25 protein-coding genes are annotated in these 26,700 nt (G+C 62.4%); 12 read left to right on the top strand and 13 right to left on the bottom strand.

Annotated features, from left to right (window positions below):
- Positions 1 to 10: 10 nt before the first annotated feature.
- From KF885_06675 to radC, 3 genes are all read right to left on the bottom strand, one after another.
- Entirely contained in the window at positions 11 to 1,504 is a 1,494-nt protein-coding gene (locus KF885_06675; GenBank protein ID MBX3048839.1) for a DEAD/DEAH box helicase family protein, read from the bottom strand.
- Between the two features lie 65 nt (positions 1,505 to 1,569).
- Positions 1,570 to 2,106, bottom strand: coding sequence for a hypothetical protein (locus KF885_06680; GenBank protein ID MBX3048840.1), 537 nt, complete (start codon positions 2,104 to 2,106; stop codon positions 1,570 to 1,572).
- Between the two features lie 75 nt (positions 2,107 to 2,181).
- Complete coding sequence (gene radC, locus KF885_06685; GenBank protein MBX3048841.1) at positions 2,182 to 2,871, bottom strand: DNA repair protein RadC; 690 nt, start codon at positions 2,869 to 2,871, stop codon at positions 2,182 to 2,184.
- 93 nt (positions 2,872 to 2,964) lie between these two features.
- On the opposite strand from radC, the gene KF885_06690 reads away from it, so the two are divergent.
- Positions 2,965 to 5,436 carry a tetratricopeptide repeat protein gene (locus KF885_06690; protein MBX3048842.1) on the top strand — a complete coding sequence of 824 codons (2,472 nt, stop codon included), beginning with the start codon at positions 2,965 to 2,967 and terminating at the stop codon, positions 5,434 to 5,436.
- A gap of 3 nt (positions 5,437 to 5,439) precedes the next feature.
- Here the strand turns inward: KF885_06690 and KF885_06695 are convergent, their stop codons facing one another.
- Both KF885_06695 and secG read right to left on the bottom strand, forming a co-directional pair.
- On the bottom strand, positions 5,440 to 7,143 hold the full coding sequence (locus tag KF885_06695; protein MBX3048843.1) for a hypothetical protein: 1,704 nt from the start codon (positions 7,141 to 7,143) through the stop codon (positions 5,440 to 5,442).
- 15 nt (positions 7,144 to 7,158) lie between these two features.
- On the bottom strand, positions 7,159 to 7,389 hold the full coding sequence (secG, locus tag KF885_06700) for a preprotein translocase subunit SecG (GenBank protein MBX3048844.1): 231 nt from the start codon (positions 7,387 to 7,389) through the stop codon (positions 7,159 to 7,161).
- 136 nt (positions 7,390 to 7,525) lie between these two features.
- Here secG and uvrB point away from each other — a divergent pair, with 136 nt between their 5' ends.
- Both uvrB and KF885_06710 read left to right on the top strand, forming a co-directional pair.
- A complete protein-coding gene (gene uvrB, locus KF885_06705) occupies positions 7,526 to 9,574 on the top strand; it encodes an excinuclease ABC subunit UvrB (protein MBX3048845.1) in 2,049 nt (682 codons plus the stop codon).
- 128 nt (positions 9,575 to 9,702) lie between these two features.
- Positions 9,703 to 10,176 (top strand): Cys-tRNA(Pro) deacylase, encoded by a 474-nt coding sequence (locus KF885_06710; GenBank protein MBX3048846.1) that lies wholly within the window; start codon positions 9,703 to 9,705, stop codon positions 10,174 to 10,176.
- A gap of 60 nt (positions 10,177 to 10,236) precedes the next feature.
- Here the strand turns inward: KF885_06710 and KF885_06715 are convergent, their stop codons facing one another.
- Positions 10,237 to 10,722: a CinA family protein gene (locus KF885_06715; GenBank protein ID MBX3048847.1), complete on the bottom strand. Its 486-nt coding sequence runs from the start codon at positions 10,720 to 10,722 to the stop codon at positions 10,237 to 10,239.
- 54 nt (positions 10,723 to 10,776) lie between these two features.
- Between KF885_06715 and uvrC the strand changes: the two genes are divergently transcribed.
- From uvrC to KF885_06755, 8 genes are all read left to right on the top strand, one after another.
- The gene (uvrC, locus tag KF885_06720; GenBank protein ID MBX3048848.1) at positions 10,777 to 12,636 is read left to right on the top strand and encodes an excinuclease ABC subunit UvrC; all 1,860 of its coding nucleotides are present in this window, start codon (positions 10,777 to 10,779) and stop codon (positions 12,634 to 12,636) included.
- A 233-nt stretch (positions 12,637 to 12,869) separates the two neighbouring features.
- The gene (locus KF885_06725; GenBank protein ID MBX3048849.1) at positions 12,870 to 13,742 is read left to right on the top strand and encodes an SH3 domain-containing protein; all 873 of its coding nucleotides are present in this window, start codon (positions 12,870 to 12,872) and stop codon (positions 13,740 to 13,742) included.
- Between the two features lie 143 nt (positions 13,743 to 13,885).
- Positions 13,886 to 15,505 (top strand): DUF4173 domain-containing protein, encoded by a 1,620-nt coding sequence (locus KF885_06730; protein ID MBX3048850.1) that lies wholly within the window; start codon positions 13,886 to 13,888, stop codon positions 15,503 to 15,505.
- 34 nt (positions 15,506 to 15,539) lie between these two features.
- Positions 15,540 to 16,184: a sigma-70 family RNA polymerase sigma factor gene (locus KF885_06735; protein MBX3048851.1), complete on the top strand. Its 645-nt coding sequence runs from the start codon at positions 15,540 to 15,542 to the stop codon at positions 16,182 to 16,184.
- A 39-nt stretch (positions 16,185 to 16,223) separates the two neighbouring features.
- Complete coding sequence (locus KF885_06740) at positions 16,224 to 16,487, top strand: hypothetical protein (GenBank protein ID MBX3048852.1); 264 nt, start codon at positions 16,224 to 16,226, stop codon at positions 16,485 to 16,487.
- Between the two features lie 56 nt (positions 16,488 to 16,543).
- Complete coding sequence (locus tag KF885_06745) at positions 16,544 to 17,572, top strand: hypothetical protein (GenBank protein ID MBX3048853.1); 1,029 nt, start codon at positions 16,544 to 16,546, stop codon at positions 17,570 to 17,572.
- A gap of 9 nt (positions 17,573 to 17,581) precedes the next feature.
- On the top strand, positions 17,582 to 18,091 hold the full coding sequence (locus KF885_06750) for a CopD family protein (GenBank protein ID MBX3048854.1): 510 nt from the start codon (positions 17,582 to 17,584) through the stop codon (positions 18,089 to 18,091).
- A gap of 55 nt (positions 18,092 to 18,146) precedes the next feature.
- Complete coding sequence (locus KF885_06755) at positions 18,147 to 18,548, top strand: hypothetical protein (protein ID MBX3048855.1); 402 nt, start codon at positions 18,147 to 18,149, stop codon at positions 18,546 to 18,548.
- Here KF885_06755 and KF885_06760 read toward each other — a convergent pair.
- Entirely contained in the window at positions 18,535 to 21,492 is a 2,958-nt protein-coding gene (locus KF885_06760) for a DNA polymerase III subunit alpha (GenBank protein ID MBX3048856.1), read from the bottom strand. The genes KF885_06755 and KF885_06760 overlap by 14 nt on opposite strands.
- Before the next feature lie 38 nt (positions 21,493 to 21,530).
- On the opposite strand from KF885_06760, the gene KF885_06765 reads away from it, so the two are divergent.
- The gene (locus KF885_06765) at positions 21,531 to 22,088 is read left to right on the top strand and encodes a hypothetical protein (protein ID MBX3048857.1); all 558 of its coding nucleotides are present in this window, start codon (positions 21,531 to 21,533) and stop codon (positions 22,086 to 22,088) included.
- On the opposite strand, the gene KF885_06770 is transcribed toward KF885_06765, so the two are convergent.
- The 6 genes from KF885_06770 to KF885_06795 form a co-directional block, all read right to left on the bottom strand.
- Positions 22,085 to 22,516, bottom strand: coding sequence for a hypothetical protein (locus KF885_06770; GenBank protein ID MBX3048858.1), 432 nt, complete (start codon positions 22,514 to 22,516; stop codon positions 22,085 to 22,087). The genes KF885_06765 and KF885_06770 overlap by 4 nt on opposite strands.
- 36 nt (positions 22,517 to 22,552) lie before the next feature.
- A complete protein-coding gene (locus tag KF885_06775; protein ID MBX3048859.1) occupies positions 22,553 to 23,152 on the bottom strand; it encodes a response regulator transcription factor in 600 nt (199 codons plus the stop codon).
- Positions 23,149 to 24,276 (bottom strand): sensor histidine kinase, encoded by a 1,128-nt coding sequence (locus tag KF885_06780; GenBank protein ID MBX3048860.1) that lies wholly within the window; start codon positions 24,274 to 24,276, stop codon positions 23,149 to 23,151. Before KF885_06780 ends, KF885_06775 begins: the two co-directional genes overlap by 4 nt.
- Positions 24,273 to 24,995 carry an ABC transporter permease gene (locus KF885_06785; protein ID MBX3048861.1) on the bottom strand — a complete coding sequence of 241 codons (723 nt, stop codon included), beginning with the start codon at positions 24,993 to 24,995 and terminating at the stop codon, positions 24,273 to 24,275. The genes KF885_06780 and KF885_06785 overlap by 4 nt, the downstream gene beginning before the upstream one ends.
- Entirely contained in the window at positions 24,992 to 25,888 is an 897-nt protein-coding gene (locus KF885_06790) for an ABC transporter ATP-binding protein (GenBank protein ID MBX3048862.1), read from the bottom strand. Before KF885_06790 ends, KF885_06785 begins: the two co-directional genes overlap by 4 nt.
- Before the next feature lie 377 nt (positions 25,889 to 26,265).
- A complete protein-coding gene (locus tag KF885_06795; GenBank protein ID MBX3048863.1) occupies positions 26,266 to 26,487 on the bottom strand; it encodes a hypothetical protein in 222 nt (73 codons plus the stop codon).
- Positions 26,488 to 26,700: the final 213 nt, after the last annotated feature.

Below are 26,700 nucleotides of genomic sequence, written 5' to 3' on the forward strand. Positions count from 1 at the left end.
AGCGTGGGAGCTAACTACATGGCTGGCTGGCTGGCTGGCTGGCTGGCTGGCTGGCTGGCTGGCTGGCTGGCTGGCTGGCTGGCTGGCTGGCTGGCTGGCTGGCTGGCTGGCTGGCTGGCTGGCTGGCTGGCTGGCTGGCTATTTCATACTTTTGATAATTTTTTTCGTAATTTCCATACAACGAGAGCAGGGCCGCGGAGAGCTTGGTCGGCAAATCCACCTTGGAGAGATCGTAGTCTCCGGTGCGGAGGCCCCTCTTGGGCAGTTCGTCGCGCACGTGTACCCAGAGGTTGCGGAATTCTGGCATTTCCTCTTGCCGGATGGTGTCTGATTCCACCGGCAGCCGTGGAATTTTCACAACTCCGCTTTCCAGCGCGTCTAGCAGTGAAAAGTCATATAGCGTCCAGGGGAACATCGTGCCCTCCGGATAGCCGGAGCCGCGCAGGAAGTAGGGCGTGGCGGAGAGGTCGATCACGGCATTGACCTCGATTTTTTCTGCCAGGGCTTTAATGCCGTTTATCCACACGCGGGCTTCTGCATTGTTCTCATCGGCTTCTTTGCGGTCGTCGCCAGCCAGCTTCTCTTCGCTGGGGCGGGCCTGGTAACAGTGGTGCGCCTCATCGTTGATGACCAGCACTCGGGACTTGCCGGCAATCGACTTGAAAGCGCGGTTGACCATTGCGGTGGCTGATTCTTTCGTCACTTGTTCATCAATCAGCCCGGTGGACTTTAGCACGGCCCCCATTTTGATTCTCGGATTGCTGCGCAGTTCCAGTTGGTGGTAGTTGGTGATCAGGATTTTTGCCGCCTGCAACTGCTCCATATCGTGATGGGAAACAATGTCGCGTTCGCGGTAATAGTTCTTTTGCTCGCTGGGTTGCAGCACGCGCAGACGGTCGCGGATGGTGATGCCGGGCGTGATGATGACAAAGGTATCCGTGAAACGAGTGTCCGCCGGATAGCGCACCTTGTTCAAGGTGTTGTAGGCGATCATCATCGCCATAACCACTGTCTTGCCGGTGCCGGTTGCCATTTTGAAGGCCAGGCGGTACAAGCCGGGGTTGGCTTCCTGGTTCGCTTTGGTGAGTGCGGCGATTGCCCAGGCCTCCCCGGCTTTTTCAGCCACCTCATTGATGTAGATAAGGGTTTCCAGCGCTTCAATCTGGCAGAAGAACAGCTTGTTCTCCCGGCTTTCATCCCGCCAATACAAGAGCAGTTCCCGCGAAGTGCGCGTAATGCCAGGATACTCGGCTGCCCGCCAGTCGCCTACCTTCCCCCGGACCTTGTTGATGAATTCGTTTTCTTGCTGGAGTTCTTCGCCAAAGGCGCCTTCCGCATCGGCCAGTTCCAATTGTTGTTTACGATTCCTGGCACGCGGTACAGGGATGTAGAAGCTGCTTGGCCGGCGGCCTTCGATAATTTCGTCGCTCAAGCCGCGCTGGTCGGCAGCGAAGTGCCGAGTGGGCTCGTAATATGGAGAATTGAGAATTGGTGACGTTTTCATCCCCTGACAATTAAACCATTAAACCCAGCGTTAGGTTTGTGTAGGGCGGTTTGCAAACCGCCCTACTATCGATATTCATCCTGTTCCCAATTGATTGGATTGGCCTGGATGTACGCGTAAACAGCCTCGTATTCTCGTTCGTTGCGAATGATGCGCTCGTAATAATTGCGCTGCCAGAAACGCAGTCCAGCTGTGTTTTCGGCAGCGTTTATTTGCACGGTGGTGTGGGTTTTGTATGCGCCGACAATTCGCCCTAGGGGCTTCGGCCGAACAGAATCAGACGTGGGGCCGCTTTTGCTAGGGTCGGTTTTGGTAGGGGCGCTTTGCAAAGCGCCCCTTCGAGAGTTGCTGACAACAATAATGGCGTGGGCATGGTTGGGCATTATGCAGAATACGGGAATGCTGACCAGCGGAAAACGCTCTGGCAGCCAGCCCCATGCCTGCGAGGCAATCATTCCCAAGCCACTATACTGCATTCCACCCCCGATAACTGCCCCCAGGCGATGCTCCTTGCCTTCGACGCAAAGGGTCACAAAATATGCGCCGGGTTGGCTGTAATCGTACTCCGGCAGACGGATGGAACGGCGTTGTCGTGGCGGCATGTTTACCCGGACTTTCTGGCATGCAAAACAGCATCGCGTAGTAGGGGCGGTTTGCAAACCGCCCCTACCGGTCCGCTAAAACGCCAACTTCTGCTCTTTCAGCGAGACGTAGCGACCCTGGCCGATGATCAGGTGGTCGAGCACCTCGATCTCCAGCAGGCGGCCGGCTTCGCGCACCTGGCGGGTGAGGGCGATGTCGTCGGCGCTGGGGGTTGGGTCGCCGCTGGGATGGTTGTGGACCAGGATCAGCGCGGCGGCATTGCGGCGGATGGCGGCTTTGAACAGCTCGGCCATGCGCACTTGGGCGGAGTTGAGCGTGCCCTGCGAGACCTCGTCGATGGCGATGACCTTGTTGCGCGTGTCCAGCAGGATGGCGCGCAGGTGCTCCTGCTCCAGCCCGGCCATCTCGTACTGCACCAGGGCGGCGGCGTCCGCCGGGCTGGCGATGGCGGGGCGTTCGCCCGGCTCTTGCACGGCCAGGCGGCGGCCCAGTTCGATGGCCGCCTTGAGCGTGGCCGCCTTGGCTTCGCCCAGGCCGTGCTGGCTCTTGACATCGTCAAAGTCGGCGCGCTGCAGGCCGGCCAGACCGCCGAAGTGACTCAGCAGCCGCTCGCCCAGGCGCACGGCGCTTTCGCCCGGCACGCCGGTGCGCAGCAGCACGGCCAGCAGTTCAGCGGTGCTCAGCGAGCGGGCGCCCTGCTGGCGCAGGCGCTCCCGCGGTCGTTCGGCGCTAGGCAAATCAGCAATGCGATATGGAGTGCTCATGGGTGTCCCCGTTCTTAGGCAGGATTAGGCTAGGATAAGCTCCGCTTGTAGTTTGCATTGACACGCCATTTTGCGCAAGGTATAGTCCTGCGCATGAAGCGCAATGCCTGGCTGCTGGGGCTGGCCGCGCTGGTGCTTGCCGGCGCCGCTTGCAACCTGCAACGGGTATTGGACCCCTCGCTGCCCACTTCCACCCTGGCCAGCAGCCCGCCCCAAGAACCCAGCGCCACTCCTCCGCCGCTCACCCCGGTGCCCACACTCACTCTTGAAGCGCGCATTGAAGCCGCCGACCAGCTGTACTTCTTCGGCGACTGGGAAGGCGCGCTGGCCGAATACGAACGCGCCTTCCGCCAGAGCGAAGACCCCGAGTGGCAGGCGGCAGCGCGGCTGGGCATGGCCCGCGTCTACCGCCAGCGCGGCGAGTTCACCCGCGCCCGCGACACGCTGCAAGCTCTCTCGCTCGACTATGCCGGCACGCCTTCGGCGGCGCGGGCCTATTACGCCCTGGGCCAGGTGTATCAAGACCTGAACAACCCACTGGCGGCGGCTGAGGCCTACCAGCAATATATGGACGCCAGCCCCGGGCTGCTCGACTCCTATGTACATGAACGCCGCGGCGACCTGTTCTACCAGGCGGCCAATTACCCGGCGGCGATCGAGGCTTACCAGCTGGCAGCGGACAGCCCGCGGCTGGGCGACCCGCTGAACCTGCAGGTCAAGATCGGCAATATGCAGCTGGCCGCCGGCGACAGGGCCGCCGCCATCGTCAGCTACCAGGCAGTCTTCGAGGCCACCGGCAATGATTACCTGCGGGCGGACCTGGACCTGCTGATCGGCCGGGCTTATCGCGACCTGGGCGACACGGCTACGGCCTACGAGCGCTTTCAGCACGCGGTCAACAGCTATCCGCTGGCCTTCTCCAGCCACGCGGCGCTGGTGGAGCTGGTCAACGCCGGCCAGCCGGTGAGCGAATTCCAGCGCGGCCTGGTAAATTACCACGCGGCGGTGACCACGCAGGCCGCCACCTGCGGAGCCAGTTCGCAGGCGGCGGTGGAGCTGTACATCCTGGCGATTGCGGCGTTTGACCGCTATTTGCAGGCCAACCCGGACACGACCGACGACTCAGCCGCCTACTACCGCGCCCTGTCCCTGCGCGCCATGGGCGATTATCCGGCGGCTTTGCAGGCCTGGGACCGCCTGATCAACGACTATGCCTATGCCGCCAATTGGGTGGATGCTTACCGCCAGAAGGCGCGCACGCAGTGGCTGTGCCAGCAAGACTATGACGGGGCGATCGAGACGCTGCTGACTTTTGTGGCGCGCACGCCCAGCCAGCCGGCTTCGGCGGAGTTCCTGTTCCTGGCCGGGCAGATCGCCCAGAATGGCGGGCGCCTGACGCGTTCTGTGGAGATCTGGCCTCGGGTGGCCAACGAATACCCTTCTTCCAGCCATGCCTATAACGCCATTTACCGGGCCGGCATCAGCGCGTATCGCTTGGGGAACTTTGTGGAGGCGCAGGGCCTGTTCCTGCGCGCGTTCCAGTCCGCGCTGAGCCTGGAAGAAGAGGCCCAGTCGCAGTTCTGGTTTGGCAAGGCCTTGCAGGCCCAGGGCGACGCAGACGGCGCGCGCAGCGCCTGGACCCGGGCGGCGGCAGCTGACCCGACCGGCTATTACAGCGAGCGCGCCGCAGACCTGCTGGCCGGCCGGGCGCCTTTCCAACCCCCAGCCAATTTCTCCTTCGACTACGATGTGGAAGCCGAACGGCGTGAGGCCGAAGCCTGGCTGCGCACGGCCTTCGCCCTGCCGGCGGATACCGACCTCAGCGTACCCGGCCCGCTGCTGAGCGACCCGCGCTTCCAGCGCGGTACCGAGCTGTGGAAACTGGGCGAGTACGAGCTGGCCCGCGCCCAGTTTGAGAGCCTGCGCCAGAACCTGACCACCGACGCGGCCAATTCCTACCGGCTGGCCAATTACCTGATCGACCTGGGGCTGTACCGCACCGGCATCTTCGCCGCCCGGGAAGTGCTGAACATGCAGAGCATGAGCGACGCGGCCACGCTGACCAGCGCGCCGGTCTACTTCAACCGCTTGCGCTTTGGGGCCTATTACAAAGACCTGGTGCTGGCGGAAACCGCCAAAGAGGGCCTGGACCCGCTGTTCTTCTACAGCATGATGCGCCAGGAGAGTTTATTCGAGGGTTTCGTCACTTCTTCGGCGGGCGCCTATGGGCTGATGCAGATCATCCCCGCCACGGCGGATTACCTGGTGGGCCTGACCAATTGGCCGCCGAACTTTGAGTACGACGACCTCTACCGGCCTTATGTCAGCATTCCGCTGGGGGCACATTACCTGGCGATCCAGACCAATGGCTACGACGGCGATATGTACGCGGCCCTGGCGGCCTACAATGCCGGGCCGGGCAATGCCTCCTATTGGCAGGGCTTGCTGGATGAGGACGACCCCGACCTGTATTTAGAGGTAATCACTTTTGCGGAGACGCACAACCACATCCGCAGCATTTACGAGCTCTACAACATCTATAGAGATCTGTATTCGACGCCGTAAGGGCTAATTTTCGGTCTGAGGGGTGACTTCCAGCGGTGCGTCCAGCTCTTCGGCTGCGCTGCGCGTGACCAGGAACCATTCGTGGATGTTGGCGAAGCGGTCGCTGGACTGGTAGATGGGACCCATCGACACGCCGCGCACCTGGCTGGAGATGGCGTAGCTGTAGACGGGGAAGTAGAGCGGCAGCGCGGGCAGTTCAAAACCAAAGTGAGTTTGGAAGTTGCGGTACAGGCGCTGGCGCTGGTTCTGGCTGATGGAGACGCGCGCTTGCTCCAGGTATTCGCTGGCACGGCGGTCGTCCCACTTGGAATAGTTCTGCCCGCCGGTGATGCCGGACTGGTGCCAGAATGGGTAGGGGTCCGGGTCGGGTGAATTGGCCAGGTTGAGGTCCACCAGGGCGGCCTGGTAAGTGCGCGGGTCGAGGTAGTCGCTGACCAGTGTCTCGTAGGGCAGGCCGCGCAGGGTGACGATCACGCCCAGCGCGCTGAGATCCCGGCGGATGTTTTCGGCGATGCTGGGGTAGGGCTCAATGTCGGGGTGCAGCAGCTCGAACTCAAGGGCCAGTCCGTCGCGCACACGCACTTGTCCACCTTCGGCGGGGATGATATAGCCGGCCTGGCGCAGGGTGTTCGTGGCAGCCTGGGTGTCGAACGGCAGGGAGGGGATATTCTCGTTGTAAGCCCAACTGCCGGGCAGCACCGGCCCGTCGGCGATGAAGGCCTGGCCCAGCAGGTGCTGGTCTATGATCTGCTGGCGGTTGATGCCACTGAGCAGGGCCTGGCGCACTTCGACTTCCTGAAAGAAGGGCACCGAGGAATTGTCCAGGTTGAGCAGCAGGATGCCCAGTCGCGGCAGGCGGCCGGTGTAGAGGTTGAGCGTAGGCTCATTCAATATACTGGGCAGGGTTTGGTTGTCCACGTAGCTGATGCCGAGGATGTCGCCGTTCTGGTAGGCTTGCAGGGCCGCTGCGGAACTCTCGAAATATTCGAAGGTGATCTCATCAATGAAGGGCCGCCCGGCGTAGTAGCCGTCCCAGGCCTGCAAGACCAGGCCGGTCAGCGTGCCATCTTCGGTCAGGCGTTCCACAAAACGATAGGGGCCAGAGCCCACCGGCTCCAGGTTGAAGGGCGCATTGAGCAGGGCGGCTGGGTCCATCTCGCCCAGGATGTGCTGGGGCAGCACGCCGAAGCTCAGGCTGTCCATAAAGGGCGCAAAAGGCGCCGGCAGCAGGAACTGGATGTTGAGGGCGTCGAAGACGTTGACCTCCACGCTCTGCCACAGAGCGCGCACATCTTCGGAGATGGGCAGGGCAGGGTTGCGCATCAGCTCCACGGTGAAGGCAATGTCGGCCGTGGTCAGCGGCTGGCCGTCATGCCACTGCAGGCCCTCGCGCAGTTTGAGGTTGTATTGCAGGCCGTCCAGGGAGATGCCCCAGATTTCCGCCAGGTCAGGCTGCGGGTTGCCGCGGTCGTCGAAGCGCACCAAGCCGCTGAAGATCAGGCGGTTCACGTCCTGATCGACGGCGTTGTCGTCATCCAGCAGGGGATTGAGGCGGCCGAGGCTGCCGACCAGGCCCTCAATATAGATGCCGCCTTGCGCCGGGGCGGCGCTAAAGGCGTTCAGCAAAGGCTGTTGGGTCAGCAACAGAACGGCGATGGCCAGCAGAGCCACCGCGACAAGCATGACCTGCCAGCGCAGTTTACTCATTTGAAGAGAAGCAGATTAGCCGGTGACGTATACCGTGTACAGCGCCAGGGCGAAGAACAAAACGCTGAGCAGAATGGTGACGCGGAACAGCGTCTTTTCGATGCCGCGGCGAGCGGTAAAGGAGCCGCCACCCATGTCACCGCCGGTCAGGCCGCCCAGGCCCGCGCCCTTGCTCTGCACCACAATGCTGGCTACCAGAGCGATTGAGAGGAGGATCATTGCGATATTCAAAAGGGATGCTTGCATCAGGTCACCAATCTTTCGAGTTAAGTCGCCGGATTATACCTTTTGCACTGCAAATGCGTCAATGAGTGGACTGGCGCCAGCGCTGGGCAAAAGCTGCTCTTTTCGTTGCGAAACTTTTGTTCTATAATCTTGCACTATGGCCGGCTTCAATCTGCATGCCCCTTTTCAGCCCACTGGCGACCAGCCGGAGGCCATTCGCCAATTGATGGAGGGCATTCGCCGTGGGGACAAGGAGCAAGTGCTGCTGGGCGCCACTGGCACAGGCAAGACCTATACGATCGCCAATGTGATCCAGCAGATGCAAAAGCCGACCTTGGTGCTGGCGCACAACAAGACCCTGGTGGCGCAGCTGTACGCTGAGTTCAAAGAATTCTTCCCTGACAATGCGGTGGAGTTCTTCACTTCGTATTACGACTATTACCAGCCGGAAGCCTATGTACCGCGCAGCGACCTCTATATAGAAAAAGAGACCGATATCAATGAAGAGATCGAGCGTCTGCGCCTGGCGGCGACGACTTCGCTGATGTCGCGTTCGGATGTGATCATCGTGGCTTCGGTGTCGTGCATCTATGGCTTGGGCAACCCCGAAGCTTATGGCCGGGTGGTGATCAACCTGGACAGCGGCAAACCCTACCGCCGCGAGACGCTGCTGCGCCAACTGGTGGACATCCATTATGAGCGCAAGGACACCGACCTCGGCCCCGGCGTGTTCCGGGTGCGCGGCGACACGCTGGAAGTGGTGCCGGCCTACCAGGACAAGCTGGCCTACCGCATCACCTTCTTTGGCGACGAGGTTGAGCGCATTGCGGAGATCCACACCGTCACCGGCGAGATCGCCCGCGAGATGGACACCATCGCCATCTACCCGGCGCGGCACTTCATCACCGACGAAGACAAGCTGGCTGCGGCGATCATTGGCATTGAGCAGGAGCTGGAAGAGCAGATTGCCTATCTGAAAGCCAACGACAAGCTGCTGGAGGCCCAGCGCATCGAGCAGCGCACACGCTACGACCTGGAGATGCTGCGCCAGGTGGGCTACTGCACCGGCATCGAGAACTATTCGCGTCACATGGACCAGCGCGCCCCGGGCACGCCGCCCTGGACGCTGATCGACTATTTTCCCGCCGACTTCCTGATGGTCATCGACGAATCGCACATGACCATCCCGCAGGTGGGCGGCATGTACAACGGCGACCGGGCGCGCAAGGAAGTGCTGGTGGAGTACGGCTTCCGCCTGCCTTCGGCGGTGGACAACCGCCCGCTGACCTTTGATGAATTCGAGAACCGCCTGGGCACCATCATCTACACTTCGGCCACGCCGGCAGACTATGAGATGCGCCGCGCGGCGCAAGTGGTGGAGCAGATCATCCGGCCCACCGGGCTGGTGGACCCCGAGGTGGAAGTGCGGCCTATCGAGGGCCAGGTGGATGACCTGATCGGCGAGATCAGCAAACGCGTCTCCGCCGGCGAGCGCGTGCTGGTGACCACCCTGACCAAACGCATGGCCGAGGACCTGACCGAGTATCTGCAAGAGATGGGCATCAAAGTGCAGTATTTGCATTCCGAGGTGGACACGCTGGACCGCATCAGCATCCTGCGTGACCTGCGTCTGGGCATGTACGACGTGATCGTGGGCATCAACCTGCTCCGCGAAGGCTTGGACCTGCCCGAAGTTTCGCTGGTGGCGATTCTGGACGCCGACAAGCAGGGCTTCCTGCGTTCCGAGACCTCGTTGATCCAGACGATTGGCCGGGCAGCGCGGCATGTGCGCGGCCGGGTGATCATGTACGCCAACAAGATGACCGATGCGATGCGCTACGCCATCCAGGAGACCAACCGCCGCCGCGAGAAGCAGACGGCTTACAACGTGGCCCACGGCATTGAGCCGGTGGGCATCGTCAAGGCGGTGCGCGACCTGACCGACCAGCTGAAGCGCACGGCGGTGGCCGAGGACGGGGCGGAGTACGACGGCGAAAAGGCGCGGCGCATGCCGCGCCGCGAGCTGGAGGGAGCCATCCGTGCGCTGGATGCCCAGATGCGCGAGGCGGCCAAGAACCTGCAGTTCGAGCAGGCCGCTTTGCTGCGCGACCAGCTGTATGAGATGCGCACCCTGCTGGCTGAGGAGGGCAACCTTAAGCCCTGGGAGCGGATGCGCGTGATCGCCGGTTTGGATGATGAAGAGTAACTGTCATTGCGAGGTCGGCTGCGTTTCAATGCAGCCGACCGAAGCAATCTCCGACATGCGATACGGATCTGATTTTAGATTGCTTCGTCGCACTTGCTCTGCAAGTGCTCCTCGCAATGATGATTGATATGCCCCCCACCAACAACGTCACCCGCATGCTGGCCGCCAAGAAAGTGGCCTTTGCCGCTCATGAGCTGCCCGCTGAGAAGCTGGGCGGAGAGGAGGCGGCGGCCTATCTCGGCGTGCCGGCCCAGCAGATGTTCAAGACCATCGTAGCCGTGCGGACCAGCGGCGGCAAGCCGGTGCTGGCCCTGGTGCCCGCGCCGGCCCAGCTCTCGCTGAAGGCGCTGGGCCGGGCGCTGGACGCCAAACTGCAGTTGGCCAGCCTGGCGCAGGCCGAGCAGCTGACCGGCCTGCAGACCGGCGGCATCTCGCCACTGGCGCTGATCGGCAAGGGTTTCGACACGGTGCTGGACCAGTCTGCGCTGGACTTCGAGACGATCTATTTATCCGGAGGACAGCGCGGGATCAATATCTCAATGAACCCCAAAGATCTGGTGGCGCTGACGCGGGCGAGGGTGGTGGGGATTGCAGAAAGCTGACTGCTAGAAGCACATTTGAATTATGAAGTCAGAATTGTAGGCTGCCCACTGCTTCGCGAATTATTGAGCCAGTTTTTCCAAATACTCGATTCCCAGAGCCAGGGCCGCTTCGGCGGCTTGCTCTTTGACCGCCAGGCGGTCGCCATCAAAGTTGAACTTGCGGGTCCAGATGCCGTCGGCGGCGCTCAGCGCCATCCACACCGTGCCCACCGGCTTATCCGGCGTGCCGCCGCCTGGGCCGGCAATGCCACTGATGGCGATGCCGATATCGGCGGCCAGCGCCCGGCGGCAGCCCAGCGCCATTTCGCTGACGGTTTCGGCGCTGACCGCGCCATGCTGCTCCAGCGTGGTCCAGCTGACGCCCAGCAGGCGCACTTTGGCTTCGTAGGCATAGGCGGTCACGCTGCCCATGTAGTAGGTGGACGAACCGGCCACGTTAGTCAAGCGGTGGCCCACCAGGCCGCCAGTGCAGGACTCGGCCAGGCCCAGGCGCAAACCGCGCTCACGCAGTTTGTCGCCGATTAAGGTTTCCAAATTTTGGGTCATATTGGCTGGGATTGTACTGCACGCCTTCGGGTTTCTCGATAGAATATCTGTGCGATGATGTTGCCTGAAATTCAAGCCCAGCTCAAGACTTTGCCCAACAAAGCCGGCTGCTACCTGATGAAGGACGCGGACGGCAAAGTGATCTATGTGGGCAAAGCGATCAACCTGCGCAGCCGGGTGCGTTCGTATTTCCACAGCGCCGCCCAGCAGGACAATAAAACGCGGGTGCTGGTCAATCACATTCGTGACATCGAATGGATCATCGTCGCTTCCGAACTGGAAGCCTTGATCCTGGAAATGAACCTGATCAAGAAGCACAAGCCGCGCTACAACGTGCGGCTCAAGGACGACAAGCGCTACCCCTACATTAAAGTACACTTGGCGGACGTGTTCCCTAAGGTCACTGTCACCCGCAACATGCAAGCGGACGGCTCACGCTATTTTGGGCCGTACACCAGCGTGTGGGCGGTGCACAAAACGCTGGATGTGCTGCGCCGCATCTTCCCCTACCTGACCTGCGACCGCGAGATCACCGGCCAGGACGAACGTGCTTGCCTGTATTACGACATCAAGCTGTGCAATGCGCCCTGTATCGGCAAGATCGATCAGGCTGATTACCGCCAGATGATCAGCGATTTGTGCGATTTCCTGAATGGACGCACCGAGCCGGTGGTGCAGCGGCTGCAAGCCGAGATGGCTCAGGCTTCGGATGAGCTGCGCTTCGAGAAAGCCGCGGGGCTGCGCGACCAACTGGAGGCGATCCGCACCATCGTCGAGCGTCAGCGCGTGGTGTCCAACGATTACGCCGACTCGGATGTGATCGCCATGGCGCGCTCCGAGCGCGAAGCCTGCGTGCAGGTCTTCTTCATCCGCAACGGCAAGCTGATCGGCCGCGAGTACTTCATGATGGAGAACACCGCCGAAACCCCGGATGCGGACGTGCTGGCCGAATTCATCAAGCAGTTCTACGACCAGGCCGCCAGTGTGCCGGAAGAAGTGCTGCTGCCGCACGAAGTGGAAGAAGCCCAGGTGATCCGCCAGTGGCTGAGCAAGCAGCGCGGCAATGGCGGCGTGGAGATCAAAGTGCCGCGCCGCGGCCAGAAGCGTGACCTGATCCGCATGGCGGCCGAGAACGCCAGCGAGACGCTCAATGCGCTGCAAACGCAGTGGAAGGCGGACGCCCACCGCCAGACCGAAGCGCTGACGGAGATTCACGATGCCCTGGAGCTGCCGCGGGCGCCTGAGCGCATTGAATGCTACGACATCTCCAACACGCAGGGCACGGCGGCGGTGGGCAGCATGGTGGTCTTCGAGCGCGGCGTGGCCAACAACCGTCTGTACCGGCGCTTCAACATCAAGAGCGTGCAGGGGCCGGACGACTTCGCCAGCATGCAGGAGGTGCTCACCCGCCGCTTCCGCCGCTGGCAGGCCGCCCAGGAAGACGCTGCCCTGCCGGGCGCCAAACCGGACCCGGCCTTCGGCGGCCTGCCGGACCTGCTGATCGTGGACGGCGGCAAGGGCCAGCTGGCGCGCGCCGTGGCCGTCTTGGACGAATTCGGCCTGCTGGAACGGGTGCCGGTGGCCGCGCTGGCCAAGCAAAGTGAAGAGATCTTCCTGCCAAGAGCCGAACAAGGCATCCTGCTGCCGCGCAATTCGCAGGGCTTGTTCCTGCTGCAGCGCATCCGCGACGAAGCGCACCGCTTCGCCATCACCGCGCACCGCGCCCGCCGCAGCAAGAGCGGCGTGGCTTCGCGGCTGGATGAAGTGCCCGGCATCGGCCCCAAGCGCCGCCGGGCCTTGTTCAAGGCTTTCGGTTCGATCGAGGCGATGCGCGCCGCCAGCCTGGAACAGCTGACTGCGGTGGAAGGCGTCACGCTGGCTTTGGCGGAACAGCTCAAAGCGCACCTTGAGTAACTGCCAGGTCTTGGGTTAAACTGGCGGCATGAGCAAAAAAGACAGGCAAAAACAGAAAATCAGCTTCAGCCAGATGGTGTTTTCAGTGATCGCCGTTCTGGTCATCATCGCCATGGTGCTGGGGGCGGTGCTTAGCCTCTAGCAGCTCCATTCGCACATAGGCAAATCTATCAAAACCTCCAATTCTGCAGCTGATTGCCCTTATAATCAGCCGATCGAATTGGAGGATTATCTTGACATATAAATTGAACAGCACGTTATTGGTACTGGTCGCGCTATTGCTGGCGGCCTGTGGTGGGGCCGCAGTTGAGGCGACACCCGAAACGATCATCGTTGTAGTCACTGCCACCCCCGAAATTGTTGAAGAGCCTGTTGAAATAGATAGCACCGTTGAGGTTCGCACGATTCAGGACGTCAATATGCGTGCGGGCGATGGTACCGCCTATGGTGTCGTCACGATCGTGCCTGGGAATGCCACGGTCGAAGTGATCGGCAAGAACAGCAGCGGTTCCTGGCTCCAGGTGGTTTACAACGGTGCAACTGGCTGGATTTCTACACCTTTCACTGAAGGGGAAGTGCCTGCGGATGTTCCGGTAGTGCAGGCTCCCCCGCCGCCGGCAGGCGGTGGGCAGGCTGCTCAGCCGACCAGCACCAGCGCTCCGGCCGCTGGCGGCGGGGGAGGCAATGCGGGTGGCGGTGGTGGTAATGCGGGCGGTGGCAACGATGCTGGGGGTAACGCCGGCGGAGCCCAAGTGGCGCCAGCCGACAGCAATATCTCAGTCAGCGCTAACATCAAGAACCAGAGCAGCACCCACACCGGCGAGATTTCCTACCCGGAGGGCGATGCCCAGGACCGGGTGGCCGTGAACGTGTCTGGCTTTGACAGCAACACTACCTCGGGTGAATTGCGCTTTACGCTGACCTGTACCGGGCAGGGCGTGGCCAATGTCAAGGTGACCGCGATCAGCAGCAATGGCGGCACCCCGGCTTGTAACAATACTTGGACGGCGTTTTTCACCAACGTCAGCACCAATCACAACATCACCATCTTGTTGGATGCGGGTGCGGCGGCTTACGTCAACTGGACACTGCTGATTACCAAATAAGCAAGCATGTAAAATAAAAAAAGCCCCGCTGAATCTCAGCGGGGCTTTTTTGTGGCATCTCGGGTAGGAGTGGGTTTGAGAGTTTTTGATAGGCCCGGGTGGGATAAATAGCCCAGTGCGGCACATCGCCGCCTGGAGGTGTGATGGCTAAGAAAGCTCATTTGTGGCTGTTCCCGGCCGCTGTGATTCTGGGAATCGTGTTCGATTTCCTATTCTGGGGACGCGGCATCGGTTTTTCTTTTTCGGTTTACATGGCTTTGCTGCTGGCCGCCGGCTTCTGGCTGGCGCAGCGCACCGGGTTAAAGCCAGCACCCCCAGCCCTGTGGCTGCTGCTGCCCATTGCCTTGCTCTCCCTGGTCAGCGGGGTGCGCACGGAGCCGCTGACCGTGCTGCTCAGCCGCACGGCCGCGGTGGGTCTGCTGGCTTTGTTCGCCATCAGCTTTCTGGGCGGGCAGTGGCCGCGCTTCGGCTTCGTGGACTATGTTTACAAGCTGCTGGGCTTCATCCCGCAGGGGCTGGGGTTGATGCGCGCCAATGGAGCGGCGCCCAAGAGCGGGGCGCTGCGCTGGCTGCTGCCTGTGGGGCGCGGCCTGCTGCTGGCCCTGCCGCTGCTGGGCTTTCTGATGGTGCTACTGGCTTCGGCCGATGCCTTTTTTGCCGAATGGGTGGAGCGCTTCTTCGCTGACTTTGAGCGCCTGCCGGAATTCCTGTTGCGCGGCTTCATCATCCTGGTCGTGGCCTACATGCTGGCCGCGGCGTACAGCTATGCCTTTGAACGCAGCCAGAAGCAAGCCCTGATCGGGGAAGACAAACCCTGGGTGTATCCTTTCATTGGCTTCCCGGAAGTGACTACTGTGCTGGTCAGCGTCAATCTGCTGCTGATGGTTTTCGTTTTCGTGCAGTTCCGCTATTTCTTTGGCGGTTTGGCCAACATTGTCGAAGGTCCGGCCGGGTTTACCTTTGCTGAATATGCCCGGCGCGGCTTTGCCGAGTTGGTGGTGGTCTCGCTGACCTTGCTGGGCTCTTTCATGCTCTTGAGCGCCCTCTCCAAGCGTGAGAACACCAGGCAGCACGCCTGGTTTGCCGGGCTGGGCTTTATGCTCTTCGCGCAGGTGGCGGTGATTTTGGTCTCCGCCTTCCAGCGGCTGCTGCTGCTGGAGCAGGCCTATGGCTTCAGCCGCCTGCGCACCTACCCGCACGTGTTCATGATCTGGCTGGGGCTGTTGCTGCTGGCCGTGGTTGTGTTGGAGGCCTGGCGCCGCCCGCGCGCTTTTGCGCTGGCTGTGCTGGCGGCCAGCCTGGGCTTTGTGCTGAGCCTGCCGATCCTGAATGTGGATGCCTTCATCGTGCGCGCCAATATTGCGCATGCCCGCGAGGCGCTGATCGGTTCGGTGCACCAGAACGACCCGGCCGCCTCCCGCCTGGGCAGCGACGGTCCGCTGGACTACGGCTATCTGGCCCAGCTGTCTGCGGACGCTATCCCGGCGCTGGTCGAAGGCTATCGCACCGCGCAGGCCCATGGCGATGAAGCCCTGGCCAAGCCGCTGGCCGCCGGGTTGGCCTGTTATTTCTACTTCAACCCCGAAAAGCTGCAGCCGGACTGGCGCGAGTGGAATGCAGCCGAGGCGGCCGCCCGCCGCGCCTGGGCCGACCTGCAGGCTGACCCCGCCTTCCCCGCATTCAGCTATACCGAGAGGGAAGACCTGCCGTCTGTCAACCTGGATGGCGAGGCCTGGTCTTGCTATCCGCAGTGGCAGCGCTAGGGGCGGCCGGCAAGCCAATGGTATGATTCCCGGCGTGACCGCCGCCCCAAATACGGCCCAGCGCAGCAACCCGGAATGGCTGGAGGCACTGCACGACGCCTCCCCCGAAGCCATTGAGGACCTGCGTGCGGTGCTGCTGCGCGGCCTGCGTGCCGCCCTGGCGGGCCGCGTGCAGGATGACCTGGACAGCCTGGCCGAGGACTTTGCCCAGGAAGCCCTGCTCAAAGTCCTCGGCAACTTGGATTCGTTCCGGGGCGAAAGCCGTTTCACCACCTGGGCGCAAAAAATCGCGGTGCATGTGGCGCTCTCGGAGCTGCGTCGTCGTCGCTGGCGAGACATTCCCTTACAAGTCTTCACCGAATCCAGCGAGGGTGATGAGCTGACTCCCAGCATCCTCACCGATCACAGCCCTCAGCCCGAGCAACTGGCCAGCCAGCGCGAGCTGATGGGCATGGTGGAGCAGCTCATTTTCGAGGAGCTCACCGAGCGCCAGCGCACTGCCATGCTGGCCATTCTGCAGGACGGGCTGCCGCTCAGCGAGGTGGCCGAGCGCCTGGAGACCAACCCCAACGCGCTCTACAAGCTGCTGCATGATGCCCGCCAGCGGTTGCGCCAGAAATTGGAAGAAAAGAGCGGCCTTTCCACCCAGGAATTGCTGGCGGTTTTCGAGGCCGACTAGGTAATACTCACCCTGTAAAGAGCGTCAATACACAAATCTATGGCACGCATCCAATCCGAAACCCTTAAGAAACTCATTCGCAGAGCGCTGCACACACGCAGCGAGGAAATCGGCTGCGAGACGTGCTTTGAAAGCCTGGACCGCTTTGTGGAGCTGGAGTTGGACGGCAAAGACGCCTCGCAGGCTTTCCCGTTGATCAAGTACCATTTGGAGCTTTGCACGGGCTGCGCCGATGAATATCAGGCGCTTTTGGCTGCTTTAAATGAATTGCAGGCAGATTCGTCTGCCGACTTGCCTTCCTAGCCTGCCATTAATTTGTTTGATATTGCAATCCAGGCCTGCTGGGTATAATTACGCCCATGTCTGAGCCAGAATTCACCGAAGAAACCACCCCCAATACACCGGTCAGCGACCCTGCCGCCACCCAAAAGGTCAGTGCTGCGTCTGCTGGCGCGCCCCGGCCGCGCCGCTGGACCTGGATCTTGGGTGGCCTGGGCTTGCTGCTCCTGCTGGGCGGGCTGGGCGCTTTGGCTGGCTACCAGACGGCGCTGATGGCGCGCCAAAATGAGCAAGCTCTGCAGAGCGCGGTAGAAGCCCATTACCAATACGAGCTGGCCCTGGGCGACCTGCAGCAGGGCGCCTGTGCCCGTGCCAAAGAGCGCCTGATCTACGTGATCGAACTGATGCCCGACCACCCGGCGGCGCAGAGCGCCCTGGTGGAAGCCTCGATATGCGAACAAAGCGACCCGATGGCCGGTATCGGCGATACGACCACAGAGCCGGAAGCTGAGCCGCCCCCGGACCTGCGCGGCGCCGACACGATCTTTAATGAACTGCCCTCACGCATGTCCGCCAATGACTGGAGCGGCACGCTGACCTCGCTGGACACCCTGCGCCGCAACTTCGCAGACTATAAACCGATCGAAGTGGACGGCCTGTACTATGTGGCCCTGCGCCAGCGCGGCGTGGCGCGCATCCTCTCCGGCGAATTGGAGCCGGGCATTTTTGATTTGAACCGGGCAGAGCAGATCGGCCCGCTGGATAATGAAGTCACCAACTATCGCCAATGGGCGATCTGGTACCTGGTGGGTTCCAGCTTCTGGGAGATCGACTGGCCGCAGGCCGTGCAGTATTTCAGTTACGTGAAGGATGCGGCCCCCAGCCTGCACGATCTCAGCTTCGTCAGCGCGCTGGACCGCTACAACACCGCTTTGGTGCGCTACGCCGAGGACATGGTGGATGAGGCCATGCGCCTGGGAGTACAGAAGCAGTGGTGCTCGGCTGAGGAGCGTATTTACGAGGCCAACGCCATTACACCGCTGACGCCTGAGCAGCAGGCCGAGGCCGACCGCTTCAGCCAAAACTGCCTGGAACACGGCAACGAATAACCCCACAGCATGATCCCCGACTGGGCGCTGCTGATCTCTTTTTGGTTGCACATGTTGGCCACCGCGGTCTGGCTGGGCAGCCTGGCAGCCCTGGCCCTGTTTGTCCTGCCCAGCTTGCGCCGGCGACTGCCCGCCGCGGAATACGCTGCCTGGCTGCAGGCGCTCAACACGCGCCTGGACCCACTGGGCTGGTTCAGCCTGGGGCTGCTGACCTTTACCGGGCTGATGCAGATGACGCCCAACCCCAATTACGACGGCTTTCTGAGCATCAGCAACCCGTGGGCGGTGGCTATGCTGGCCAAACACCTGGTCTTCTTCGCCATGATCGGCGTTTCTGCCTACCTGACCTGGAAGGTCTCGCCTGCCCTGGGGCGCGCCGCCCTGCGCCGGGCGCGCAGTAAGGGCGACCCCGACGCAGGCGACTTGGCCTTGCTGGCCCAGTTCCAGCGTCTGGTAACCGCCAACTTGCTGCTGGGTTTGCTGGTGTTGGTCTTCACTGCCTGGGCGCGGGTTTCCTAAACTACGACGCAAACGGCATAAAGCTTGCACATCTCTGAAGAAACGGAGGTGTGCTTTGAATTCCGATTGGATTGGCATAGCGGCTCTGGTGGCCGTGCATTTGGGTTTTGCCGCCCTGCTGGGCGCCTTTGCTGGCCGCGCCAAGGACTTGTCCAGCAGCAGCGCCAGCTTCCTGGCGGCCCTGGCCTATTTCGGATCCAGCTTGAGCTTGCCGCTGGCGCTGCTGCCCAAGGCCGGCCTGGCGCTGGCTTCCGCTGGGCTGTTTGCTTACTTTGGGCGCCGGGGCATCCCGGGCGCGTGGCAGGCCCGTCTGGCCTGGCTGTATGCCGGCTTCTCTATGCTGCTCATTCTGCTGTGGAGCGCGGCACAGGGCTGGTTCTCGCCGCTGGCCAGCTTGGGGGCTGCCGCCGGCTGGGCTGGCGTGCTAGCCTGGCGGCGCGGCTTTACGGCCGGCTAGCCGCTGGCCCCAGCGCGGCCAGCCGCGTGGCTTGCAGCACGGGTTCGGGTGACTCGCGGCCGCTTTCCAGGCGGCCGGTGACCAGCAGCGCCCCCCGGCTGTTGAAGGCGTGGCGATCCCGGCGATAGACCTCGTCTGGGATGACCACGCGCAGAGTGCCTTCAAAGTCGGCCAGGTCCATAAAGTACAAATAGCCGCCGCGGCTGGTTTGCACCCGCCGCCAGGTCTGGCGCATGCCCGCCACGCGTAGTTCGGCGCCGGGAGCGCCCCCGGCGGCCTCCAGCGTGTTGAGCGCACCGGCTGCCGCGGCCTGGACGGCAAAGGTGTCCAAGGGATGGGCGGCCAGGGCCACGCCCAGCAGTTCACGTTGGGCTTCGGCTTTCTCCGCTTCGCTCCAATCTTCTGTTTGCGCGGCTGGCGCTTCAAACAGCGGCAGCTGGCCGCGCCGCCAGGCGCCTTCTCCCAGTTCTTCCAGTAAATTGGGGATCAACCCCAACCCCTCCAGCGCGCCGACCTGGATCAGGCCGCGCGCCTCGACCGGGCGCGGATAGGCACGCGTCAGGAAGTCGCCCAGCGAGCTGAACGGGCGCAGGGCGATGATGCGCCGTTGGGTCTCGCGCCCCAGGTCGCGCAGCTGGTCCAAGCCCATGTAGAGCTGAGGCTGGCCTTCTATATAAGAGACGCTGAACTGGCGCTGGGAATGGTTGATGTGCGGCGGGTGCAGGCGCAGGCCCATGCGACGCGCTTCCAGCAGATAGGTTTCCTGGCCGTAGTAGCCGCCCCAATTGGCCAGCACGGCGGCCATGAACTCTGCCGGGTAGTGCGCTTTGCACCAGGCCGAGCGCCATGCGACTTGAGCGTACGAGGCGGCATGCGCTTTGGGGAAGCCGTAGCCGGAAAAGGCTGCCATCATGTCCCAAATGCGCTCGGCCACTGTGGGCGGCACTTGTTTGATCTCGCCCGCGCCGCGGACAAATTTCTCTTTCAAGGTTTGCATTTGCTTGCCGGGGTCGAAGTGGCTCATCGCGCGGCGCAGCAGATCGGATTCGGCCAGGCTAAAGCCAGCCAGCTCGTGGGCCACGCGCAGCACCTGCTCCTGGTAGAGGAAGACGCCGTGCGTCTCGGCCAGCAGCGGTTCCAGGGCGGGGTGGATGTGCTCGACGCGTTCGCGGCCCAGGTGGCGGCGCACGAAGGCGTCTTTCAGGCCGCCGGTCAGCGGCCCGGGGCGGAACAGGGCCAGAGCGGCCATGACGTTGTCCACGCTGTCGGCCTGCGTCTCACGCAGCGTGGCGCGCATGCCTGGGCTCTCGATCTGGAAGCAGCCGATGGTGCGGCCGCTGCGCACCATCTCGGCGGTGAGCGGGTCGTGGTCGGGGATGTCGTCCAGCACCTGCAGGCGTTGGCTGCCTGCGGCGCCGTTCTGGCGGATGTGGTCGGCCACGTCGCCCAGCACCGTCAGGCCGCGCGTGCCCAGCAGGTCCATCTTGACCAGGCCCATATGCTGCACACCCTCCAGGTCGTATTGGGTGATGGTGATGCCTTTGCCGGAGAACTGGGTGGGCACCGTGTCGGTCAGCGGGCCGGAACTGATCACGATGCCGCCGGGATGGATGGAGAGGTGGTGCGGCAAGCCGATCAGGGCTTGGGCGTCGGCGAAGACGCGCTGGTGCTGCGGGCTGCGGAAACGGCTTTCCAGGTCGGCATAGGCCTGTGGATCTTCGGGGTGGTTGCCCGGCCCCCAGTAGCGGTAGGGCAGGCTGTCCACCATGCGCTTGATCTCGGCGGATGGGAGGCCGTGCGCCTTGGCCACCTCACGCAGGGCCGAGCGGCGGCGGAAGCGGTTGATGGTGGCCACCATCGCCACCCGGTCTGCGCCGTAGTGTTCGTAGACATGGCGGATGACCACATCGCGGCGTCGCGAGCACAGGTCGGTATCAATATCCGGCGGGCTGGGCCGGGCCGGGTTGAGGAAGCGCTCGAAATACAGGTTGAGGCGCATGGGGTCTGGGGTGGTGATGTCCAGGCAGTGGGCCACCAGCGAGGAAGCCGCCGAGCCGCGTGAAGAGATGGGCACGCCGGCGCGGCGGGCAAAGCCCAGGATCTCTTCCATGATCAGGAACAGTGTGGTGTAGCCGCTGGCTTGGATGACCTGCAGTTCGTGATCCAGGCGGGTGCGCAGGGCTTGGTTGATTTCGCCGTAGTGGCGCTGCGCGCCGGCATAGGCCCGGCTGCGCAGCGCTTCCAGCGCGCTTTGCCCGGGCGGCAGATCGGGCTGGGGAAAGTTGGGCTGCCCCAGCGGCAAGTCGAACTGGCAGCGCTCGGCAATTTCCCATGTCGCCGCCAGCGCCGCCGGGCTGAAGCGCGCCTGCATCTCCGCGGTGCTGGGAAAGTGCGCCGGGACGGAGGCGTCGGCGGCCAGGGCGGAGAGCGGCGTGTTGGTGCGGATGGCGGCGGCCACACGCTGCAGGCCGGCTTCCTGCGGCTGCAGGTAATAGACGGGCCACAGCGCCGCATCCACGCCGGCCCGATAAAAGCGATCGCCAAATAGCTGTCCAAGTTCGGGGTGGGGTGCATCCGCCAGGCAGATCAGGCCCTCGGCGTGCTGCTGCAACTGGGCGAAGGGCAGGCTGCGTTCGTCCCCGTTGGGCTCCCCTTGCAGCCAGCTGCTCAGCTGGCACAGCTGCGTCCAACCCTGGGCGTTGATCGCCAGCAGACGCAAAGCCAGCGGTTGGTCGGCCTGCAGCGTGACGGTCATGCCCAGAATGGGCCGGATGCCAGCGGCCTGGCAGGCCAGGCTGAACTCGATGGCCCCGCTGAGGCGGTTGTGGTCGCAGAGGGCCAGGGCCGGTTGGCTGGCTGCGGCAGCCGCGGCAGCCAGCTGGGCCGGGGCGGGCAGGCCGCGCAGAAAGGAAAACTGCGAGTGAGTGGCTAAATGTACGAACATGAACGCTTGTTCTATTATAAAGCCAATATAATCAGGGCATGAGCGAACGTTTACGCCAGCAAGGCCGCCCGGATTGGGAAGTGGCCGCCCTGACGCGCCTGGGCCATTCGGGGGAGCGCGGGCTGCATGCCGTAGCGTTCGTTTCGCAGCGCAACGCACCGATCCGCTTTGGCCGCCAGCCCACCGGGGCCAAGTGGACCCTGTGGGGCATGCTGTTTGGCCCGCCGCTGATCGTGCTGAATGCCGCCCGCGCCGAGCTGATGCGCCAGGGGCGGGACGCCTGGACGCTCTCGGCGATCGCCCATGAGGTCAAGCACTACGAACAGGGGTTTTGGGTGGCGCTGTCGGTATATGGGGAGCTGGAAGCCTGGCAGCTACAGATCCAGGTGTTGCGTGACCTGGGCGCCCCGCCGCGGCATGCGGCCTATCTGGCGATCGAGCAGCTGCCGCTGACCCACGACCCGGCCGTGCTGCGCGAAGCCGCCCGGCTGATGCGAGAGGCTTCGCCCGGCTACCGCAGCGACCTGCTGCCGCTCAACCCGCTGCCGTACACGCTGCGCAGCGCCTGGCAGCGCTGGTGGGGCGGCAAGGGTTAGCGGCTGCTCGCTTTCTTTCGCAGATAACGGCGCACTGCTTGCTGATAGGCCTCTGCCAGCAGTTCCTGCACTTTCCCCCACGTGGCAGCTGGATTGAGTACGCACACAAAACTTTGCGCGGCGTAGTCCGCGTGTGGCATGATCGTATCCAAGGCAGTGAAGTCGTAGGTGCTGAGGTCCAGCTGGTGGGAGCCAAACAGGGCCTCGAAGGTGGCGCGAGTGAGGCCGATATTGAGGCGGAATACCCCGGGCCGGCTGAGGTTGGAGACCTGCTCGTACTGATTGTCGGTGAGAGCGAGGGTGGTGAAGGGCAGCAGGCGCTCATCCTTGTAGAAGAAGAACTTATAGTCCATCGCCTCGGTCATCTCCACTCCATCCAATGACAGAATGTATTCGCTGAGGGCGACTTGATCGGGCTTTTCATCCATCTTGTGTGTCCTCCTGTGGCAGGAATCCACCCAGGGTTACAGGTATCCCATTTCCTGGGCCTTGGCGAATGCCTCGGCACGGTTTCGGGCCCCGAGCTTGGTGATGGCAGCTGACAGGTAGTTGCGTACGGTTCCTTCGGCGAGGTGGAGCTTTTGCGCGATTTCCACGTTGGTATGCCCTTCACCGACCTCTCGCAAGACTTCTCGCTCCCGGTCAGTGAGTGGGTCGCTGCCGGTCCATGCGGATACTGCCAGCTCCGGGGCGATCACACGGTTGCCTACAGACACCCGTCGGAGTGTGTAGGCCAGATGCTCGATGGGCGAGTCCTTGAGGACATATCCAGACACTCCGGCATCCAGCGCCCGCCGCAGATAGCCAGTTCGGGCGAAGGTGGTCACGATTACCACTCGGACCTTCGGATTGCCCTTGAGACGAGCCGCCAGCTCGAGGCCCGTCATTCCTGGCATTTCAATGTCGGTGAGCAGGATGTCTGGCAGGTGCTCTGTGACAGCGGCCAACCCCTGCTCGCCATTTTCGGCAACAGCGACGACCTCGATGTCGGGTTCGAGACCGAGGAGTCGCGCAAAGGCTCCTCGCACCATGGCCTGGTCTTCGACGAGGACGACGCGGATCATGAAGAGCCTCCACCAAATGGCATGTCAATGCGCAGCTGTGTTCCGCTCCTTACTCCGGGTCCGAATGTGAGGGTTCCCCCTGCGGCGATCACGCGTTCGCGCATACCCTGGATTCCTGAGCCGGTTCCCTTGGTGCTAGGTCCGATCCCATCGTCGGTCACGGTGAGTGATACGCCGCCATCCTGGCTGTCTATGCGGATCACCGCCGTGCCTGCGTTGGCATGGCGCAGAACATTGGTGACCGCCTCGCGAAGCCCTAACGCCAGAACGTTCTCGACTGAAGGCGCCAGATCGACCTCGAATTTTCCGAGCGTCTCCAATTCGATGCCTGCCGTCGCGAGTGCATCACGTGCGACCGCGAGCTCGTCGAGCAGCGAGGCCTGATGCCATCCAGCTACGCTTTCCCTGATCGAAGACAGTGCCTCGCGGGCGATGCGTTCCACCTCACCGGCTTCCTCGACGGTGCGATCTAGGTCCGACGGGACCAGCCTTTGGACGAGTTGGCTGCGCACGATGATGGCGGTGAGGGCCTGGCCTGCGATGTCGTGGACGTCGCGAGCGATCCGTTCCCGCTCGGCAATCGTGGCCAGGTGAGCGATGCGGCGGTTCTCAGCCCGCAGCGTGACCGCACGATGGTCCTGTGAGACATCATGGAAGACGGCGGATCCAATCACCCAGATCATGATCACCGAAATGAGTATGAAGCCCCGAAACGGCCAAGGGATCGAACTTAGCAGGAAACCGGGCAGCGTGAGGGCAGTGATCACCAGCAGTCTGTATCGCAGCGTTTCCTGACTGGCTGACCTGGCAAGCAGAGCGGCGGCGTAGATGGGCAGCGCCATGATGGCGGTCGAGTCAAAGGGGGCTGTGGCGAGAGCCAGCAGCATCAGGACAACCGCTCCTGTGATGTCCCAACCGCGCATTTCCGAAATGACAAAGACCGGGAGAGCCACGGCAACCACTCCGACAGCAAAAAACCAATCTGCGGGGCCGGCGTTAGGGGAGAAAATCGGTCCGGTGAGGACGAAGGCAAAAAAGATCAGGGGAGCCCAGCGCGAGAAACCGGAACGCCTCGTCTCGAAGCGTTCCGATTTCCCGAGTTGGACTGTCGTGTTCTTGTTCACACGTCTGCCGAACGGTAGGCCAGCGCGGCTGTGATGGCCCCCACGATCGTTGTTCCCGCGAGGTAGGCGATGTGACCCCACACGGCTCCGCCTTCCACCTGCGCCAACGCCAGTTGTGCCAGGTGATAGGGCGGGAGGTACACCGCGATAGCGCCGAGCCAGGTCGGGAGCATCTCGAGCGGGAACCAGAGGCCGGACAGGATCACCGAAGGGATCAGCACGGCGTTGAGCACCGCCGTTGTGGAGTTGGTACTGAACTTGGCGCCAACAGCCAGGGAGAACAGGCTGAATGGCAAGGATCCGAGCAGCAACACGCCGATGACCCGCAGGACCTGGATTACGTCCAGCGGCCCAGCGGTCAGACGGGCGACCAGGGTTATCCCTGCCAGGGTGATGATCGCATACGGCAGGGCTGCGGTGACTTTGGCAGACAGCGTCACGCCAAGGGGCGTACCGTCTGCTCTCTTGACGCGCAGCCAGCCTCGCTCTCTGGCATCGGCAAGGCTGATACCCGGGTTCGACAGAACCACGGACAGCACACCAAATGCCCCGTACCTGGCTACTGACTCGACGCCGAAGCCGCCCTCGCCGCCGAACATGGTTGCGAACAGGGCAAAGAAAGCCACCGGCACCAGTACCGAGAAGAAGAGAGCGATTGGCTCCCTGAAGATTGACAAGAGCTCGTCACGCACCTCTGTGCGAAAGATTTTTAGGTTCATATCAGCACCTCCTCGTGCTGGGTCATGGCGATGAGCACCTCTTCGAGGCTAGCCGTCTCCACCGTCAAATCGTTGGCCTCGGGGTCGAGGTCGAGCAGCGTGCGGACGACCTGCTCACTGTCGGTTGTTGCGATCACGGTGCGGCCGTTACGAAGCTCGACCGTCTCGACCGAGTCGAAGGTTCTGATTACACTCACCGGTACCTTCGTCTGGACTGAGATGCGCCGCTCGCTGAGCGTCCGGCGCAGTTCGTCCGGCGTCCCTTGCGCGACCACTCGTCCGCGATCAACCACAACAACCCGGTCGGCGACTGCGGCCGCCTCGTCCACGAGATGCGTCGTGACCAGCACACCGGCTCCGTTGTCGAGACGCCGTCGAATCGTGTTCCAGAACCGGCGGCGTGCCTCCACATCGAGCCCTTCGGTGGGCTCGTCGAGTACCAGCAGTACCGGATCGTCAACAAGCCCCATGGCGAGCTGCAGCCGCTGCTGCTGTCCGCCGGAGAGCTCGGCTGCCCGGTGTTTCTCCAGGCCGGCCAGGCCCATTTCAGCAATGGCTTGGCTGGCTGCTTCTGGGGACAACCCCCGGCGGGCGGCCGCACCGCCGACGATCTCACCGACGGTGAGTGACCGCGGAAAACCGACCGCTTGCTGGACGACACCGAGCCTGCGCCGGATTTCGGCGCTGCGTGGGTTGCCACCTGCCACATTAATCAGGTCAGCATGGCCTTCGATCAATCCGATCACATTGCGGACGAGGGTGGTCTTACCGGCCCCATTGGGGCCGAGAAGAGCGACACACTCCCCCGCTTCGACGGTCAGATCGACTCCGCTGAGAGCCGTGTAGTCACCGTATCGGTGCACCAGCCCTCGTACTTCGAGTACATGTTCCATCTACTACCTCCTTCTTTCGACACCGATTATGTGGGACAGTCGGTGCGGCAGGTAGTGCGGTCCATCACGAACCGGATATGATAGATGTCATCCGGATCAAGCCAGATCCGCTGGGATTGATTAAGGAAGCATGCGGCAACCGGCGGTCCAACTCCCCAGTTGCCGCATCAAAAAATTGATCCTATCATGACTTCTCTCGCTAATTTACCAACCACCACTGACCAGTTACTCCTTACAATTCACCCACACGCATTGGCGTGGACACCGATGCGCACCTTGCTCATCACCTTACTGTATTGAAGCATTTGTTCTTGTCTGATGGGAGTTAAAGCACAACTCGCCATGATCGTCTTACGTCATGGCGAGCTGTGGGAAGCTTAGTCCTGTTCATTGCGCAAGTCGGCCACACCCAGGCTGCTCATCGCGGGTGTAGCGAAGTCCACACCCAGCCGAACTGCCGTGCTGCGGAGCCCGACCAGCAGCGAGCGAGGGCTGACCGGAGCTGTGCTCTGCATGGCGAAGTCGGCGTTGTAGCGACCGCTTTCAAGCCTGGCTTCCTCGAATTGCATCTGTAAATAGCTGCGCTTCTGTTTGTGCATCTTGCTGCTCCTTCCTGTCTCCTAATGAAACTTCAATGTGGTGGCTTCCCATCTCTAGGGGAGTCATCCGCAAGAACGCCCCCGATTATGTGGGACGGTCGGCGCGGCGAGTAGTGCGGCCCATCACGAACCTGATATGACAGATATCATCGGATCAAGCCACCACCAATGCCGTGTCAAAACCCATCATGTACTCTTTCCCTGATTGCCAAC

It is taken from the genome of Anaerolineales bacterium (assembly GCA_019637805.1).
Classification (GTDB): domain Bacteria; phylum Chloroflexota; class Anaerolineae; order Anaerolineales; family UBA11579; genus JAMCZK01.